General features: G+C 69.0%; 15 protein-coding genes. 8 read left to right on the plus strand and 7 right to left on the minus strand.

The window, feature by feature from the left end; genetic code table 11:
* Positions 1–42: 42 nt before the first annotated feature.
* The 4 genes from K4G53_RS13385 to K4G53_RS13400 all read right to left on the minus strand — a co-directional run bounded on the left by K4G53_RS13385 (position 43) and on the right by K4G53_RS13400 (position 3048).
* Positions 43–765 carry a VIT family protein gene (locus tag K4G53_RS13385; protein WP_221386185.1) on the minus strand — a complete coding sequence of 241 codons (723 nt, stop codon included), beginning with the start codon at positions 763–765 and terminating at the stop codon, positions 43–45.
* Between the two features lie 70 nt (positions 766–835).
* Positions 836–1708, minus strand: a complete 873-nt coding sequence (locus K4G53_RS13390; protein WP_221386186.1) for a F510_1955 family glycosylhydrolase — start codon at positions 1706–1708, stop codon at positions 836–838.
* Between the two features lie 83 nt (positions 1709–1791).
* Positions 1792–2460 carry a DUF305 domain-containing protein gene (locus tag K4G53_RS13395; RefSeq protein WP_221386187.1) on the minus strand — a complete coding sequence of 223 codons (669 nt, stop codon included), beginning with the start codon at positions 2458–2460 and terminating at the stop codon, positions 1792–1794.
* A gap of 132 nt (positions 2461–2592) precedes the next feature.
* Positions 2593–3048: a hypothetical protein gene (locus tag K4G53_RS13400; protein WP_221386188.1), complete on the minus strand. Its 456-nt coding sequence runs from the start codon at positions 3046–3048 to the stop codon at positions 2593–2595.
* Positions 3049–3198: 150 nt separating this feature from the next.
* On the opposite strand from K4G53_RS13400, the gene K4G53_RS13405 reads away from it, so the two are divergent.
* Positions 3199–5634 carry a heavy metal translocating P-type ATPase gene (locus K4G53_RS13405; protein WP_308287883.1) on the plus strand — a complete coding sequence of 812 codons (2436 nt, stop codon included), beginning with the start codon at positions 3199–3201 and terminating at the stop codon, positions 5632–5634.
* Between the two features lie 10 nt (positions 5635–5644).
* A complete protein-coding gene (locus tag K4G53_RS13410) occupies positions 5645–7027 on the plus strand; it encodes a phenylacetate--CoA ligase family protein (RefSeq protein ID WP_221386189.1) in 1383 nt (460 codons plus the stop codon).
* A 126-nt stretch (positions 7028–7153) separates the two neighbouring features.
* Here the strand turns inward: K4G53_RS13410 and K4G53_RS13415 are convergent, their stop codons facing one another.
* Positions 7154–7411: a hypothetical protein gene (locus tag K4G53_RS13415; protein WP_221386190.1), complete on the minus strand. Its 258-nt coding sequence runs from the start codon at positions 7409–7411 to the stop codon at positions 7154–7156.
* Positions 7412–7660: 249 nt separating this feature from the next.
* Here K4G53_RS13415 and K4G53_RS13420 point away from each other — a divergent pair, with 249 nt between their 5' ends.
* Both K4G53_RS13420 and K4G53_RS13425 read left to right on the plus strand, forming a co-directional pair.
* Positions 7661–7897 (plus strand): hypothetical protein, encoded by a 237-nt coding sequence (locus tag K4G53_RS13420; RefSeq protein ID WP_221386191.1) that lies wholly within the window; start codon positions 7661–7663, stop codon positions 7895–7897.
* Positions 7878–9026 (plus strand): glutamate--cysteine ligase, encoded by a 1149-nt coding sequence (locus K4G53_RS13425; RefSeq protein WP_221386192.1) that lies wholly within the window; start codon positions 7878–7880, stop codon positions 9024–9026. The genes K4G53_RS13420 and K4G53_RS13425 overlap by 20 nt, the downstream gene beginning before the upstream one ends.
* 6 nt (positions 9027–9032) lie before the next feature.
* Here K4G53_RS13425 and K4G53_RS13430 read toward each other — a convergent pair whose 3' ends face one another.
* Together K4G53_RS13430 and K4G53_RS13435 are read right to left on the minus strand one after the other, a co-directional pair.
* Positions 9033–10661, minus strand: a complete 1629-nt coding sequence (locus tag K4G53_RS13430; protein WP_221386193.1) for an alkaline phosphatase family protein — start codon at positions 10659–10661, stop codon at positions 9033–9035.
* A gap of 77 nt (positions 10662–10738) precedes the next feature.
* Positions 10739–11887, minus strand: coding sequence for an alkaline phosphatase family protein (locus K4G53_RS13435; protein WP_221386194.1), 1149 nt, complete (start codon positions 11885–11887; stop codon positions 10739–10741).
* Positions 11888–12130: 243 nt separating this feature from the next.
* Here K4G53_RS13435 and K4G53_RS13440 point away from each other — a divergent pair, with 243 nt between their 5' ends.
* The 4 genes from K4G53_RS13440 to K4G53_RS13455 all read left to right on the plus strand — a co-directional run bounded on the left by K4G53_RS13440 (position 12131) and on the right by K4G53_RS13455 (position 15550).
* Positions 12131–12487, plus strand: coding sequence for an SPW repeat protein (locus K4G53_RS13440; RefSeq protein WP_221386195.1), 357 nt, complete (start codon positions 12131–12133; stop codon positions 12485–12487).
* Between the two features lie 14 nt (positions 12488–12501).
* Entirely contained in the window at positions 12502–12849 is a 348-nt protein-coding gene (locus tag K4G53_RS13445) for a CU044_2847 family protein (RefSeq protein ID WP_221386196.1), read from the plus strand.
* Between the two features lie 5 nt (positions 12850–12854).
* Positions 12855–14195, plus strand: coding sequence for a phosphoribosyltransferase (locus tag K4G53_RS13450; RefSeq protein ID WP_221386913.1), 1341 nt, complete (start codon positions 12855–12857; stop codon positions 14193–14195).
* A gap of 83 nt (positions 14196–14278) precedes the next feature.
* A complete protein-coding gene (locus tag K4G53_RS13455) occupies positions 14279–15550 on the plus strand; it encodes an erythromycin esterase family protein (protein ID WP_308287913.1) in 1272 nt (423 codons plus the stop codon).
* Positions 15551–15569 lie beyond the last annotated feature (19 nt).

A 15569-nucleotide genomic window follows, 5' to 3' on the forward strand; every position in this document is an offset into this window, starting at 1 on the left:
GGCAGGAAGCCGCGATTACCCGTCCAGGGATGTGCCGCCCGGTCAGGCTATGCCCGTAGTGCCCAAAAGGCTTCCCACCGCGAAAGTGAAGGCCATGGCCAGCGCGCCCCCGAGCACCAGCCGCAGTGTTGCCTTGCGCTTGGAGCTTCCTCCAATCCGGGCACTGACGGTTCCGGTCAGGGCCAGGGCCAGCACGACCGCAGCGAAGGTGACCGGGATGCGGGCTTCGGCAGGCGGAAGGATGATGGCCAGCATCGGCAGCACGGCGCCGACTGTGAAAGCGACGGCGGAGGCGAAGGCCGCGTGCCACGGGCTGGCTACCTCGGCTTCGTCGATGTTCAGCTCAGCGGAGAGGTGGGCTTTGAGGGCGTCCTTGGCGGTCAGTTCTTCCGCGACCGTCCGCGCTGTAGCCTCGCTCAGCCCCTTCGCCTGGTAGATTTCCGCCAGTTCCGCCAGCTCGCCCTCGGGGTCGTCCCTCAGTTCCTGGCGTTCCTTTTCGATCAGTGCCCGCTGGCTGTCGCTCTGGCTGCTCACGGAGACATATTCGCCGAGGGCCATGGAGACCGCGCCGCCCACCACCGCAGCGGTGCCCGCCACCAGGATGGGCGGCAGATCGTTCGTCACGCCGGCAACGCCTACCACGGTTGCGGCAACGGAGACAATACCGTCGTTCGCGCCCAGGACGCCGGCCCGCAGCCAGTTCAGCCGCGCGGCCAGGCTGCCGTCGTGGGGTTCGAGGTGGCTCTGCTTCAGGGTTTCGGACATGTCGGCAGTAAACCACCGGGCAGGCGCCGGTGCCACGAAGGGTTGCATCCCCTAACCCTTTGGGCCCGGTTCAGGCGGGTTTGTGGGGTTTGAAGGTGGCCCCGCCGTCGGTGGAAACGGAGATCCCCGCGGAGGTGGCGGCCCAGATCCACGGCTTGCCCGTGGAACCTTTCACCACGGAGACGGCCTGGACTTCGCCGTCGATCCGCCCGGTGGGTGTCCAGGTGGCACCGCCGTCCGTGGACGTGTGGACGGTGCCGTCGGGTGCTATTCCGGCGGCTTCATCCGGACTCGCAAAGCCGGCGAACTGGATCACAGGCCCGGCGCTGAGCAGCGCCCAGGTGGCGCCGCCGTCGGTTGAGCGCTGGATTCCGGCAGGCGTGGTGGCCAGGACGGTGCTGCTGACCGGGTGGCCCGCGAGGACGGCAGGTTTGAAGGGGGCGTCCACGGTGGTCCAGGTCTTGCCGTCGGGGCTGGTCCGGAGGGTGCCGTCGAAGGCGATGATTCCGGACTTGGTGGTGGTGAGGGTGTGGAAGTCCGACTCGCCCTGCCGGGACAAGGGCTCCCAGGTCGCTCCGCCGTCGCTTGAGGCCACCAGGCCCAACGGGTTGGGCAGCTGCGAGCCCTTTCCCGGATGACCGGAGGCGAAGAACAATCCCCGGTCATGCCCGGCGGTGAAGCCCATGAGATCGTTCGTCGCTCCAATCTTCCGGGCGGGTTCGGTGGTGACGTCGAAGAGCCCCTCGTGGGTGGCCAGCAGGACCTGGCCGGTTTCCGGGTTGACGTCAAGGGCATGGACATGGCTGCTGGGCAGCCCGGGCGCGGCGGTTGCGGTCCCGGGGGCGCCCGTGCCGGCGGTGGTGCAGCCGGCCAGTGCGAGGATGACGGCGGCCGCTGCGGCGAGGGCGGGCAGCGGCCTGCGGGGAGGGAAGGGGAAAGGCATGGCTGGGCTCCAGGGGCGGTGGGACAAACGAGGAGGGCAGGAGCCGGCCCTGGCTGGGCCGGCACCTCTTTGTGTGCTGCGGGCTAGAGGTTCTGCAGCAAGGCCTTCATCTTGCTGATTTCAGCTTCCTGGTCTTCCACGATCTTCTGGCTGAGGGCTACAGCGGAGGCGTTCTTGCCGTCGGTGCTTTCGGCCCTGGCCATCTTCACGGCGCCCTCGTGGTGGGCGATCATCTGCTCGAGGAAGAGCTTTGCCGCTTCGGTGCCCTGGGCGGCGTCGAGCTTTGCCAGGTCGGCGTCGCTCATCATGCCCTCCATGGACGCCATGTCGTGGCCGGCGGCTGCTTCAGTAGGCTCGCCCCACCCCTTCAGCCAGGAGGCCATGGTCTCGATCTCGGGTCCTTGGGCGGCTTTGATCTCGCCGGCCAGTTCAGCGACGTCGGCAGGCAGGTCCTGTTTCTTCAGCATGATGTCGCTCATCTGGATGGCCTGGCGGTGGTGCGGGATCATCATCTGCGCGAACATCGTGTCCGCCGCGTTGTGGGCGCTGACGTCGGCAGAGGCAGAGGCAGAGGCAGAGGCAGAGGCAGGGGCAGTCGGGGAGGCGGTGGCCGTGGCCATGGCAGTGCCGCTGTGGTCCATGCCGGACATGGAGTTGCCTCCGGACGAGTTGCCGGACGGGGAACTGCATCCGGCCAGGGCGAGGGTTGCTGCCACTGCGGCTGCGGAGAGCGTGAGGGCGGTCTTGTTCATGGGAAACGTGTCCTCTTCGTGATGGGCGCGCGTGCGCCGCGGGAGTCTGTACTGGTCAGGGCAGGGTGCTGCGCGGGGCGGCATGGTCCGCCGGGTGGGTTCGTGCCGCGGGAAGGGACGGCCGGGCAGGTTTTACGTTCTGCTGATGCACAGCTCGGCAGGCGTTGGCGTGCCGGGAAGATATGAGTAGCCGCCCGCCGTGGCCGCGGCTGCGGCGGGGAAAGAGTGCGGCTGCGGGGACGTCCCCGGGGGCGGCGCGGCCAGCGAACCGGCCGCGGCAGAGAGTATGCAAAGGGCCGGTGCTGCGTCCATGGTGGCGCAGTCGCCGGAAACGCAAGCGGCGCCGGCCGGCAGTTGTGCGGCGCTATCGGACGTGGCTGCGGCGGACTGCGCGTGGGTTCCGTGGGCATCCAACGCTGCCGCGGGCGCCGGGGCTGCCTCGATGGCAGGACCGGCCGCCAGCGATCCGTGCTGGATGTGGTGCCCGGCCAGGACATGCATTCCGAAGATGCCACCGATGATGGCCAGGAGCAGCGGAACCAGGCTGAGCCGGCGAAGGAACGACGACGGCAGCGAACCTAAGGCCATGACCACGCTCCTTTCCTGCAAGCCGGCTGTTTCACTGTCCCAAGACTATCGGTCACCTTGGCGCGGGTGGGCTTTGCCTGTGCCCGCCGGACCAAAGACCCTGACGCTTCAGGCGGGGAGCAGCGAAAATACACCTCGGAAGGAGGAACCGTGCCACCAACGTTAAGGCGCACCGTCGTGGAGGTTGGCGGCCTGCACTGGGCCACGTCGAAAGCGGTTGTGGAACAGGTCCTGATGCGCCGGGCCGGAGTCGAGGGCGTCGAGGCAAATCCTGTCGCCCAGACCGCAACAGTTAGCTTCGACCCCGCCGTCACGTCCATCGAAGAAATCGCCGGGTGGGTACGCGACTGCGGCTACCACTGCCGGGGCGAAGCAGTACCGGACCACATCTGCTACCCGATGCAGGACATGCCCGTGCACCCGGCGGAACACCACCCCGTACGGCACGGGCAGATGGCCCACGCTGGCCACGAGCAGATGGCGCACGTCCCCCACGAGCAGATGGCTCCCAGCGCACAGGACATGATGGGGCACGGCGGCCACGCCGGAATGTCGATGGACAGCATGGTCAAGGACATGCGCAACCGCTTCATCGTGGCAGCGGTCCTGTCCATCGGGGTGACGCTCTGGTCGCCCATGGGCAGGAGCATGCTGGGCTTCACGGCCCCCACACCGTTCGGCCTGCGCGACGACGTGATGGCCTTGATCCTGTCCCTGCCGGTCATCTTCTACTCAGCATGGATCTTCTTCGACGGCGCCTACCGGGCACTGCGCGCCCGCACCCTGGACATGATGGTCCTGGTGGCGATCGCCATCGGCACCGGCTGGCTCTACAGCGTCTGGATCACCCTCACCGGCGGCGGCGAGGTGTTCTACGAAGCCGCCACCGTCCTGGCTTCCTTCGTGCTGCTGGGGCACTGGTTCGAGATGCGTGCGCGCGGCGGCGCAAACGAAGCCATCCGCACCCTGCTTGAACTCGCCCCGCCGGTGGCCGTGGTCATCCGTGACGGGGAGACTGTGGAGGTCCCCACCTCCGAAGTCCAGGCAGGGGACCTCCTGCTCATCCGGCCCGGATCGAAAATCCCCGTCGACGGCCAGGTCGAAGACGGACAGTCCGAAGTGGACGAGTCCATGGTCACAGGCGAAAGCCTCCCCGTCACCAAGAGCGCCGGTTCGGAGGTGATCGGGGCATCCATCAACACCACCGGCACCATGCGGGTCCGTGCCACGAAGGTCGGGGCCGACACGGCCCTCGCCCAGATCGTGGCCCTCGTCCAGGAAGCACAGAATTCCAAGGCCCCGGGCCAGCGGCTGGCCGACAGGGCAGCGTTCTGGCTGGTCATGGTGGCCCTGGCTGGCGGCACCGTGACATTCGCCGCGTGGCTGGCGGTGGGGGCGGGGGTCCAGGCCGCACTGCTGTTCGCCATCACCGTCGTGGTGATCACCTGCCCCGACGCCCTTGGCCTGGCCACGCCGACGGCCATCATGGTGGGCACCGGCCTCGGGGCCAAACGGGGAGTTCTGTTCAAGAACGCCACAGCCCTGGAAGTCTCGGCACGGATCGATACCGTGGTGATGGACAAGACCGGCACCCTGACCAAGGGCGAGCCGGAGGTGACAGACGTCGTCGAGGAAGGCATCGACCGCGGCAGGCTGCTGGCGCTGGCTGCAGCAGTGGAGCAGGAATCCGAGCACCCGCTCGCCGCCGCCGTCGTCCAGCATGCCCGCGAACGGGATGCCGCTGTTCTGGCGGCCGAGGGTTTCCGCAACGTTCCCGGGCACGGGGCCGGCGCCACGGTGGACGGGCACCGGGTGCTGGTGGGCAACCGTAAGCTCCTGGCCAACGAAGGAGTCGATTTGGGCCGCCTCGCGGCTGTGCGGGACGAACTGGCGGGCACCGGCCGCACGGCGGTGCTCGTCGCCGTCGACGGCCTGGCTGCCGGCGTCATTGCCCTGGCCGATGCCGCCCGGCCCACGGCCGCGCCGGCCGTCGCTGCGCTGCACGAGGGCGGTATTGAGGTTGTCATGCTCACCGGGGACAATGAGGCCACTGCCCGGCGCATCGCCGGGCAGCTCGGGATCGATACCGTCATCGCCGAGGTCCTGCCCGGGGACAAATCAGCGAAGATCGCCGAGTTGCAACACACCGGCAGGAAAGTGGCGATGGTGGGCGACGGTGTCAATGACGCCCCGGCCCTGGCCCAGGCCGATCTCGGCATTGCCATCGGCGCGGGGACCGACGTCGCGATCGAAACAGCCGACGTCGTCCTGATGCGCTCGGATCCCCTGGACGTTCCCACAGCGCTGCGGATCGGCAAAGGCACCCTGCGCAAGATGCGGCAGAACCTGGGCTGGGCCGTGGGATACAACGCGATCGCCCTCCCCATCGCTGCCGGCGTCTTCGCCTTCGCCGGAGTGGTCCTCAGCCCGGAGATCGCCGCCCTGTCCATGTCCGGCTCCAGCTTCCTGGTGGCAGTGAACGCCCTGCTCCTCAAGCGCCTCCGGCTTCCCCGTCCGGACACGCCCGAAGCCACCACAACCCGCCCTGCCCGGCCGCTCTCGCCTGCGCCGGCCGGTCACCACTGAGGCACCCGCCATGGACGCGCGCCTCATCCCGCAGGTACTGTTCCTGCGGGCGCAGTGGCGGCGGCGGGACCGGTGGGACACCGCCCGCATCGCCGCCCACCAGGAGCGCGCCCTGCTCCGGCTGCGGGCGGCGGCCTACGCCGGCTCGGAGTTCTACCGGCGCCACCACGCGGGCCTGCACGATGCCCCCTTGCGCGAGCTGCCGCCCGTAACCAAGGCGGACCTGATGGAGCACTTCGACGAAGCCATCACGACGCCGGACCTGGACCTCGCCGGGCTGGAAAACCACCTGCGCGTCCTCACCGAAGGCGGCGGCGACCCGGGGCGGGCGTGGAACGGACGGTGGTGGGTGGCCGCCACTGCGGGGACCACGGGCAGGCGCGGAATCTTCGCCTGGAACCGCTCCGAATGGGCCAGGGTCCTGGCCTCGTATGCGCGGGCCTACGACTGGGCAGGCATTTCGACAGGACCGGGGCCGGGACGGCCAGTGAAGATGGCACTGGTCAGCTCCCGCAACCCCACGCACCAGTCCGCCGTGGTGGCGGCGTCCCTGGACACCCGCCTGATCCCTGCCCTGCGGCTGGATGTCACCGCGCCCATGGGCGGGATGGTGGCCGCGCTGAATTCGTTCCAGCCGACGGTCCTCGTGGGCTACGCCTCCGCCCTGAAACCCTTGGCGGCCGAACAGCTCACGGGGCGGCTGCGCATCGCACCCGAGGGCGTGATGTCCGCCTCCGAAGTGCTCACCCGGCAGGCGGCCAGCGAAATGCGGGAGGCGTGGGGGACGGACCCGTTCGATGTTTACGCGGCCACGGAAACAGCCGGCATCGCCTCACCCTGCACCCACCGGAACCGCCACGTCTACGAGGACCTGGTGCTTGTCGAGCCCGTGGACCAGTCCGGCAACCCCGTGGAACCGGGCACAACAGGGGCCAAGGTGTTGGTCACCGTGCTGTTCTCCCGCACCCTGCCGCTGATCCGCTATGAGATGTCGGACAGCATCAGGCTGGGAGGGCGCGGCTGCCCCTGCGGACGCTCCTTCCGGCTGCTCGAGGACGTCGCGGGGCGGGTGGAGGACGTCCTGGTGCTCCCGGGGAAAAAAGGGAACGTCAGCGTCCACCCTGACGTGTTCCACCATGTACTGGACGAGGTGGGCACGTCAGGCTGGCAAGTGATCCAGGAGGCCGGACGGCTGCGCGTCCTCGTGGCCGGCATGGTGCCGGGGCATTCCGTGCAGGGAATCCGTTCCGCAGTGGGCGCCGCCCTCGAAGCAGCAGGCGCGGCAGCAGTTCCGGTTGACGTGGAGCCCGTTGCGGAGCTCCAGCGCACAGCCCTAGGCAAGGCGCCTTTTGTGCGGGCGCTCAAGGGGCAAAATCATCCCCCGGGCGGCTGACCTCGCACGCGTACGGCGCGTACTGCACAGGAGCCCGGCCAATGAGCCCGTTGGCCGCCAGGGCCTGCAGGCTGCGCTGCTCCGGCTGGCAAGGGTCAAAACCCGTGGCCGCCTGAGGAGCAGTCGTCAGGCGACGTCGGGGTAGCTGCTGAGGATATAGTCGGCCGCCGCAGGGCCCTTCATCCGCAACTGCGAATTCCGGACATCGACGCCGCAGCGCCGCATCCCGGCCCGGAAGGCCTGGTCCGGCTTGGCGGTAAATCCGCGCAGGGCGCACCAGCTGACGTACAGGCCGTAGAGACAATCGGGGCTTAACGGAATATCGCGGGAGGGATCGGTAGTTGTTGCTTCATCCAGGAACTGCTGGATATGCGATGACGCCATCGGGGCTCTTTCGCTGCTGCATTGGGTGCCGCCGGCGGACTACAGCAGCTTCTCCGGTGCACCTGTGCAGAAGGTCCGCGGGAGGGCGGGCCATGATGCCCGCCACATTCCTGAATCTACGCGCGGGCAGCGCAGAAGTACAGGGGCGGTGGCCGGCTGACAGGCGGGCAGGCCGGCAAGGCCCTTCACACCAATTGGTAAGGGTGCTTATCATAATGTCCCTCCGCACAGAGTATGGAGAACGACGGGATGAACAAGGCACCGCAGCACAGCGCGGGTTTCCGCAACAGGAACGGCCGCGACGACGCCGCCCAGCTGCGTGCCTACCTTCACTTCCGGCAGTGGGAGCTGAATTTCATGGCGGCGTCTGGCCGCTTCCCGAGGACGTCCGCCGGGCCCGGTGGAGGAGCACTGGCACGCTTCCGGGACGAGCTTGCAACGATGCAAGGGATAGAGGACGACGGCGATGGACACCTACGGCAATAACGGCACCGGCGGCGCAGGAGCAGGCAGCCGGACGTTCGGCATCGAGGAGGAGCTGCTCCTGGTGGATCCTGCCACCGGGGAAGCCACACCCCTGGCCGGCGCACTCCTGGACCTGTACGTCCGCCCGCTGGAGGCGGCAGCGGGCCCTCTCCTGACGGCCGAGTTCCAGCAGGAAATGATCGAGGTGGTCACGCCGCCGCACGCCACCCTGGCCGCACTGGAGCGGGACATCATCGCGGGCAGGTCCATCGCGCACCAGGCTGCGGGGGACGTGGGTGTGCGGGTGGCGGCGCTGGGCACTTCACCGCTTCCGGCCGATCCCCACCCCGTGCAGCTCCGGCGGTTTCGGGCCATGACGGAGGAGTACGGGCTTACCGCGCGCGAGCAGCTGACCTGCGGCTCCCACATCCACGTCTCGGTGGAATCGGCGGAGGAAGCGGTGGGGGTGCTTGACCGGATCCGGAACTGGCTGCCGGTGCTGGTGGCACTCAGTGCCAACTCCCCGTTCTGGCACGGCCAGGACACCGGCTACGCCAGCTACCGTTCCCAGGTCTGGAACCGGTGGCCGTCCGCCGGGCCGCTGGAGATCATGGGCAGCCCGGACTCCTACCACCAGCTGGTGCATGACATGGTGAGCACCGGCGTTGCCATGGACGAGGGAATGATCTACTTCGACGCCCGCCTCTCCCGGCACTACCCCACCGTGGAGATCCGGGTGGCGGACGTGTGCCTGTGGCCGGAGAACACGGTGCTGCTGGCGGGGATCACCAGGGGCCTGGTGGAGACCGCGGCACGCGAATGGCGGGAGGGGATCGAACCTGTGGCCGTCCCGGCGGCGCTGCTCCGGCTGGCCGGATGGAAGGCCAGCCGCTGGGGCCTGCGTGGTGAGCTGCTGGATCCGCAAACCCACCGCCCGGCCGCGGCACTCGCCGTCGTCAATTCGCTGCTGAACCATATCCACGACGCACTGGCGGACATCGGGGACCTGCACCGGGTGGAGGAACTGGTGGACCGCACGCTGGCCCGCGGCACCGGCGCCGCCCGGCAACTGGAGGTGCTGCACCGCACCGGGGACCTCGAGGAAGTGGTGGCGGACGCGGCCGTATGTACAGTCAGCGGAGCCGGGTGACGACAGTCAGTACGTGGTGGCGTTGGGCAGGAGGAACGGCGGCCGCGGGGACTGGCTGAAGTCGAAGGCGGCGGCGATGTTTCCCAGCGCGGGGCTGTCCTCCCGGACCCCGGGACGCGGGTCGGGCCGGCCGTCGGTGGCGGGGTCGAGCCGCTCGCCGCCCAGGAAGTCATCCTCGATGAACTTGTTGTAGGCGTCGTGGCTGAGGACCTGGTGGTCGATGTAGCCCTGCTTCGCATAGGGGCTGATCACCAGGCCGGGGACGCGCATGCCGTAACCGTTGCCATCGACCACAGGGGGCGCCACATGGTCGTAGAACCCGCCCCAGTCGTCCCAGGTCAGGAAGATCGCGGTGCTGTCCCAGTCGGGCCCGGCCATGACGGCGTTGATGAGCCCGGCCACGTACTCCTGCCCGGTGCTGACCTTGCTCGGCGGGTGCTCGCTGACCTCGTTGGTGGGCGCCACCCAGGTGACGGCAGGCAGCCGCCCCTCACGGGCGTCGTCGTAGAAGCCGTCCAGCGGCTTGATGTTGCCCTGTTCGCCGTCCTCCTTGACGGTGTCGAAGTAGAGCAGCGGGTTCCAGTGGCCTGGTGTTTTGGAGTCCTGCCTGACGGGGTCGCAGGTGGCGGCGTCGTTCCGGCAGTCCGGCTCGGTGCCGCTGAACACGTAGTAGGCCCAGGGCACCGAGTGTTTGTGCAGCAGGTAGGTCAGGTCCGTCCAGGCGTAGTCGGGCACGTCCAGCTTCCTGGCGGCGTCGGCGAGTTTCTGCTTCAGGTCCGCGGGGACATCGGCGGCGTCCACGGCGGCTTTGCAGGCGGCGTAGGTATCGCCGGGCTTGCAGCTGGCAGCGACCAGTTGGTCGATCTGCGCCGCGAGGTCCGGGCTGATGCCGGCGGCGGACAGCGCGGCCTGGCACGGTGCCAGGTGCAGGCTGTCCTGGCACTTGCCGATCAGGGTGTCCTGGATGGTGACCTTGTAGGGCGCGTCGGCAGGATCCTGGATGGCATTGGCGCACGATGACGGGTCCCCGGCTTTGGTGCATCTGGCCGACCATTCCGAGACGAGATACAGGTGCGCCGGCAGGCTCCAGGAAGCGGTGGCCGCGAACATGTGGTCCTGCAGGACGAAGTTGTCCGCGTAGGCCCAGTAGGTGGGCAGCTCGTTGCGGTCGTGGTAGCCCAGCACGTCCGTGGGTTTGGCGTTGTGCAGGCACGCGGTGTCAGTGGATTTGCAGCCGGACAGGGCCTTCGCCGCCTGGGCCACGAACCCGTCCATCGCGCCGTTGTCGATGTCCTTGAGCGCGTCGGCGTGGCTGTGCGGGCCGCCGGTGTTGCTGTCGGCGGGGTTGTGGAACGGCCGCGTACAGCCGTCCGTGGAGGGGTCCGGCAGGCATGCGGCCGGCTGGCCGTCCTGCATGGCGATCCCGTCCGCTCCCGGATAGGTGCCGAAGTAGCTGTCGAACGACCGGTTCTCCTGGGCAATGACCACTACGTGCTTGATCTTGTGGATCCCGGTGGCTGCCGGTGCACCGCCGGCGTCAGGGCCGGAGCGTACGACGCCGGCAACCACTACTGCCAGCACCGTCACCACGGCGGCAACCGCCGCAGCCGCGGCCAGCAGCTGCTGTCGGGTCACCGGCCGCCAACGACGCTGTCGGGTCACCGGCCGCCAGGGAGCCGCCGGCCGCCGTCGTGCCACCGTGTTTGCCAGCCCTATGAGCCCTGGTAGACGTCGTCGCCGAAGGCGGTGACGCCGCGGTCCCGGGCGCCGCCGAGCCGGGGGAGGGAGAAGTAGTCCTCGATGCTGGCCAGCAGGCTGTAGTGGTTGTAGGGCTGGACGGATGTTGCCCCGGCGGTGCTGAAGGGCGTGAGGACCAGGGTCCCGATCTTGCCGCCGCCCGTTCCGCCGGGGACGCTGCCGGGGGTGCCTTCCTCCGGGCCGGTGGCGCCGCCGTCGGACTCGTCAAAGGTGATCACCAGCATCCCGTCCTGCCGGTAGGCCGGCGAGGCCAGGATGGCCGGCACCTCCGCGCTCAGCCACTGGTCGGAGGTGGGCAGGCCGCCGGGGGTGCCGTCCACGCAGGGGCGGTCATGCCCGTCGTGGCAGAGGTTGGGGGTGATGTACGCCAGGTTGGGTGTGGTGTCTACCGAGGCCAGGTCCCGGGCCAGGTCGGTGAATGGGACCACGTTCTGGCTGCACGCCGGCGTTGATGTAATGGAGCGGAAGTAGACGAACGGGTTGTGCTTGGTGGCGTACATGTTCCCCACCGTCGCCTTCACGTGGGTGTCGTCGGAGCCGAGGGACGGGTGCTGGCACGGGTGCTGCATGTCCTCCATGTAGCCCTTCCACGTCTTCCCCGCCGCGGACAGCTGGCCCGCCACCGTGGGAACATCGGCCGGGTAGACGCAGCCGTCGCCGTCCATCCTGCCCAGGTTGTCCGTGGACCGCGCCATGAACTCCGTGTAGGTGTGGCAGTCCTTCTTGGTGCTGGGATTGGGCGGCTGGCCGGAGATCTGCGCCAGGTAGTTGGGCAATGAGTTGTGGGCGATGCCGTAGTAGTTCTCCAGGAGCACGCCCTGCTTCCGCAGCGTCTGGGAGAGATAGGGGGCCGGGGAGCCGTCGCCCCAGATCTTGTCGTACCCCTTGTTTTCCAGGTTGATCACGAACACGTGCCCCGGCGTGCGGCCACGGTGCGGGCTGGGCTGCGCTGCGTCCCCAACCCCTGCCTGGCTGGGGTTTCCGATCACGGGACCGGCGGGCTGGCAGGCGGTCAGCAGCGACAGCAGCAGGGCCAGGACCGGCAGCAGGCGGCCGCCGGCCCACCCTTCACCAGTTGGTCTTGGGCCCGGTCTTCGCAACATTTTCGGCCTTTGCTTGCTCATCACCATCTGACGCCCCAGCGTTGTGGCCACTATCGCACACGGACCGCTGCCTTGCCACCGGCAACGCCTGTGAATTCACCATGAATCCGGGCGCCGCATGCGGTAGGTCTTTCTGCCCTAGAAGGCGGTGCTCCCCGGGAGTTGACTTGAATTGCGGGCAGTAAGGCCCGCCGGACGGGAAGCCGCAGAAGGCGGCTCCCGCCCCGACAGAAAGGAAAGTCAGTGAAAAAGTGGTATCGGTGGCAGGACTATGTAGCGGCTGCCGCCGGACTCTTCACCGCCGTCGCGGTCCTGTTCACCCGGCAGGAAGGCATGTCCACCACGCTCATGCTGCTGTTCGGCGGGCTGCTGATTGTCAGCGGCATCATCAACCTGGCCATGCCCGGCACGCCGGCCATGGAATACGTCCAGGCTGTCATTGCTGCTGCTCTGGTCCTCTCGCCTTGGCTGGGGACGTACACGGGCGCGACGGGGGCCGCCTGGACATCATGGATCGCAGGGGCAGTGGCGCTCGTGGTCACAGCGGTGGCTATTAAGCCGAGCACCGACCTCCGCCACACCTACCGCGTCTCGCATTGATACGGGGATCCGCCATGACCGAAGTGATGCGCTATGAAGTGGGTTCCGGGACCGTTCTGGTCGAGGCTGCGGACAACAGCTACGGCGTGGACCATCCGGCCCGCAACGAACAGGGGATCCTGGACACGGGCAGGCGCCTGGAAGATGCACTTGCCAGCGTTCGCCCCGCCGCCCGCGCAGCACTGGAGGCCATGGCGGAGCTCACCCCCGAACAGATCGAAGTTGAATTCGGCGTAAAACTCGCGGGGGATGCGGGGGCGGTGATTGCCAAAAGCAGTTCGGACGCCCACTTTATCCTCCGCATGACCTGGACCCCCGAGGCGGCCGCCCCGCACGGGGAAGAAGATACGTACGGCGGGTGACGGGGATGGTTGCGTTCCTCAACAGGGCCGACGCCGGCCGGCGGCTGGGCAAGAGGCTAGCCGGCCTGCGCGGCCAGGACGTGGTGGTGCTGGGCCTGCCCCGCGGCGGCGTCCCGGTGGCGTACGAGGTGGCCAAAGCCCTCGACGCGCCGCTGGACGTGATCGTGGTGCGCAAGCTTGGCGTCCCGTTCCAGCCGGAAGTGGCCATGGGGGCCATCGGGGAAGGGGACACGCGGGTCATCGATCCGCGGACCATCTCCCTGGCCCGCGTCACCGAAGCGGACCTGCGGCAAGTGGAACGGCAGGAGCGCGCGCTCCTGGAAAGCCGGGTGGCGCGGTTCCGCCAGGGACGCCGGCGGGTAGACCTCGCCGGCCGCACTGCCGTCATCGTTGACGACGGCATCGCCACCGGCTCCACAGCGCGGGTTGCCTGCCTGGTGGCCAGGCAGCTCGGCGCGGCCAGGGTGATCCTGGCAGTGCCCGTTGCCCCCGCCCGCGCTGTCGTGGAGCTCAAGGAACCGGACGACGTCGTCTGCCTGCTGTCGCCGCAGAACTTCCAGGCCGTGGGGTACTACTACCACGACTTCTCGCCCACGGAGGACGGCGAGGTGGTGCAGCTGCTCGACGCCGCCGCCCGGCCCGCGCACCACCAGCGGCAGGACGGGGGCGACGGCGCGGTGGAGGAGGACGTGGAGATTCCCGCGGGACGGGTGGCCCTGCGCGGCAGCCTGTACCTGCCGCCCGGCTGCGAGGCCACGGTCCTGTTCGCCCACGGCAGCGGCAGCAGCCGGCACAGCCCGCGCAACCGTTTCGTGGCGTCGGTCCTGCACGGATCCGGCCTCGGCACGGTGCTGCTGGACCTGCTGACTCCCGAGGAGGAGGTCAACCGGGCCAACGTGTTCGACATCGGCCTGCTGGCGCGGCGGCTGGTGCGCGCCACTGACTGGCTGCAATCGCGGCAGGACACCTACGCCGGACGCGTCGGCTATTTCGGGGCGAGCACCGGCGCCGGCGCCGCGCTGTGGGCCGCGGCCGAACCAGGGTCGCGGGTTGCGGCGGTGGTCTCCCGTGGCGGGCGCCCGGACCTTGCAGGCCCGCGGCTCTCCGATGTACGGGCCCCCACCCTCCTGATCGTTGGCGGCGCCGACACGCAGGTGCTGGCGCTGAACCGGCAGGCCATGGCGCAGATGACGGCGCCCACCCGGCTGGAGGTGGTCCCGGGCGCCACGCACCTCTTCGAAGAACCGGGAACCCTGGCCATGGCCGCCACCCTGGCCGCGGACTGGTTCCGGCAGTACCTGCTGCCGGCTCACGCGGTGCGGTCCGCCCCGGAGGCACGGACGTGAGCGGCGGAAACACTGGCCCTGGCAACGGCGGCGCCCGCCGCTGGGCGGAACACGGCGCGGAGCGCGCGGCGGAAACCCGGCAGATCCGCTCCCTGGCGCACCCGCTGGCCTCCGCTGACGACCTTGAACCACTCGTCCGCCTCGCCGCGCCGGCGCGTTTCGTCTGCCTGGGCGAGGCGTCCCACGGCACCCAGGAGTACTACCACTGGCGTGCGCTGCTGAGCCGCCGGCTGATCGAGGAATACGGCTTCACATGGATCGGCGTGGAGGGCGACTGGCCGGACTGCTGGCGCATCAACCGCTGGGTCCGCGGCGAGGCCGGGCAGGACCTGGACGCCCGCCGGCTCCTGGCGGGCTTCGAACGCTGGCCCACCTGGATGTGGGCCAACCACGAGGTGGCGGAATTCCTGACCTGGCTGCGCGGCTGGAACCTGCGCCTGCCCGAACACCAGCGCACCGGCTTCTACGGCCTGGACGTCTACTCCCTCTGGGATTCGCTGCGCGAAATCTTCACCTGGCTCGAGGCCAACGCAGCCGACGCCCTTCCGGCAGCCCACCAGGCCTGGCGCTGCTTCGTGCCGTTCCGCGAAGACCCGCAGCGTTATGCCTGGAGCAACCGCCTGGTGCCGCAGTCCTGCGAAGCGGACGTGGTGTCCCTGCTGGCAGAAGTACGACGCCGGGCACTCGGCCGGGTGCATGACGATCCCGCCGCCTTCGACGCCGTCCAGAACGCCATCGTGGCCACCAACGCCGAACGCTATTACCGCACCATGGTCCGCGGTGACCGGCAGTCCTGGAACATCCGCGACCACCACATGAGCGACACCATCGACCGCCTCGCCGAACACCACGGACCCGGTTCCAAAGGACTGGTGTGGGCGCATAACACGCACGTGGGCGATGCCCGGGCCACGGACATGGCGCACGACGGCATGGTGAACATCGGGCAGCTGGTGCGCCAGCGCCATCCGGGCGAAGTGGTGCTGGCCGGGTTCGCATCCTTCGCCGGATCCGTCACGGCCGCGGAATCGTGGGGCTCGCCGGAATGGACCATGGACGTCCCGGCCGCCGCACACGGCAGCCATGAGGAACTCCTCAACCAGGCGCTGGGGGAGCCCTCGCTGCTGGTGTTCGGGGCGGAACGGTCCGGCCCGTGGCTTGGATCCTGGCGCGGGCACCGGGCCATCGGGGTGGTGTACAACCCGCACCGGGAGCGGGGGAACTACGTGCCCACCCGCATGGGGGAACGGTATGACGCGCTGTTCTGGCACCCCCGGACCGAAGCGCTGCGCCCGCTGCACCACGAGTACGTCCCCGGCGAGCCGGAACTGGAAACCGAGCCCACCGGCTTCTAGCCCACACCGAAGGAACATG

Source organism: Arthrobacter sp. MAHUQ-56, from assembly GCF_019710585.1.
Lineage (GTDB): Bacteria > Actinomycetota > Actinomycetes > Actinomycetales > Micrococcaceae > Arthrobacter.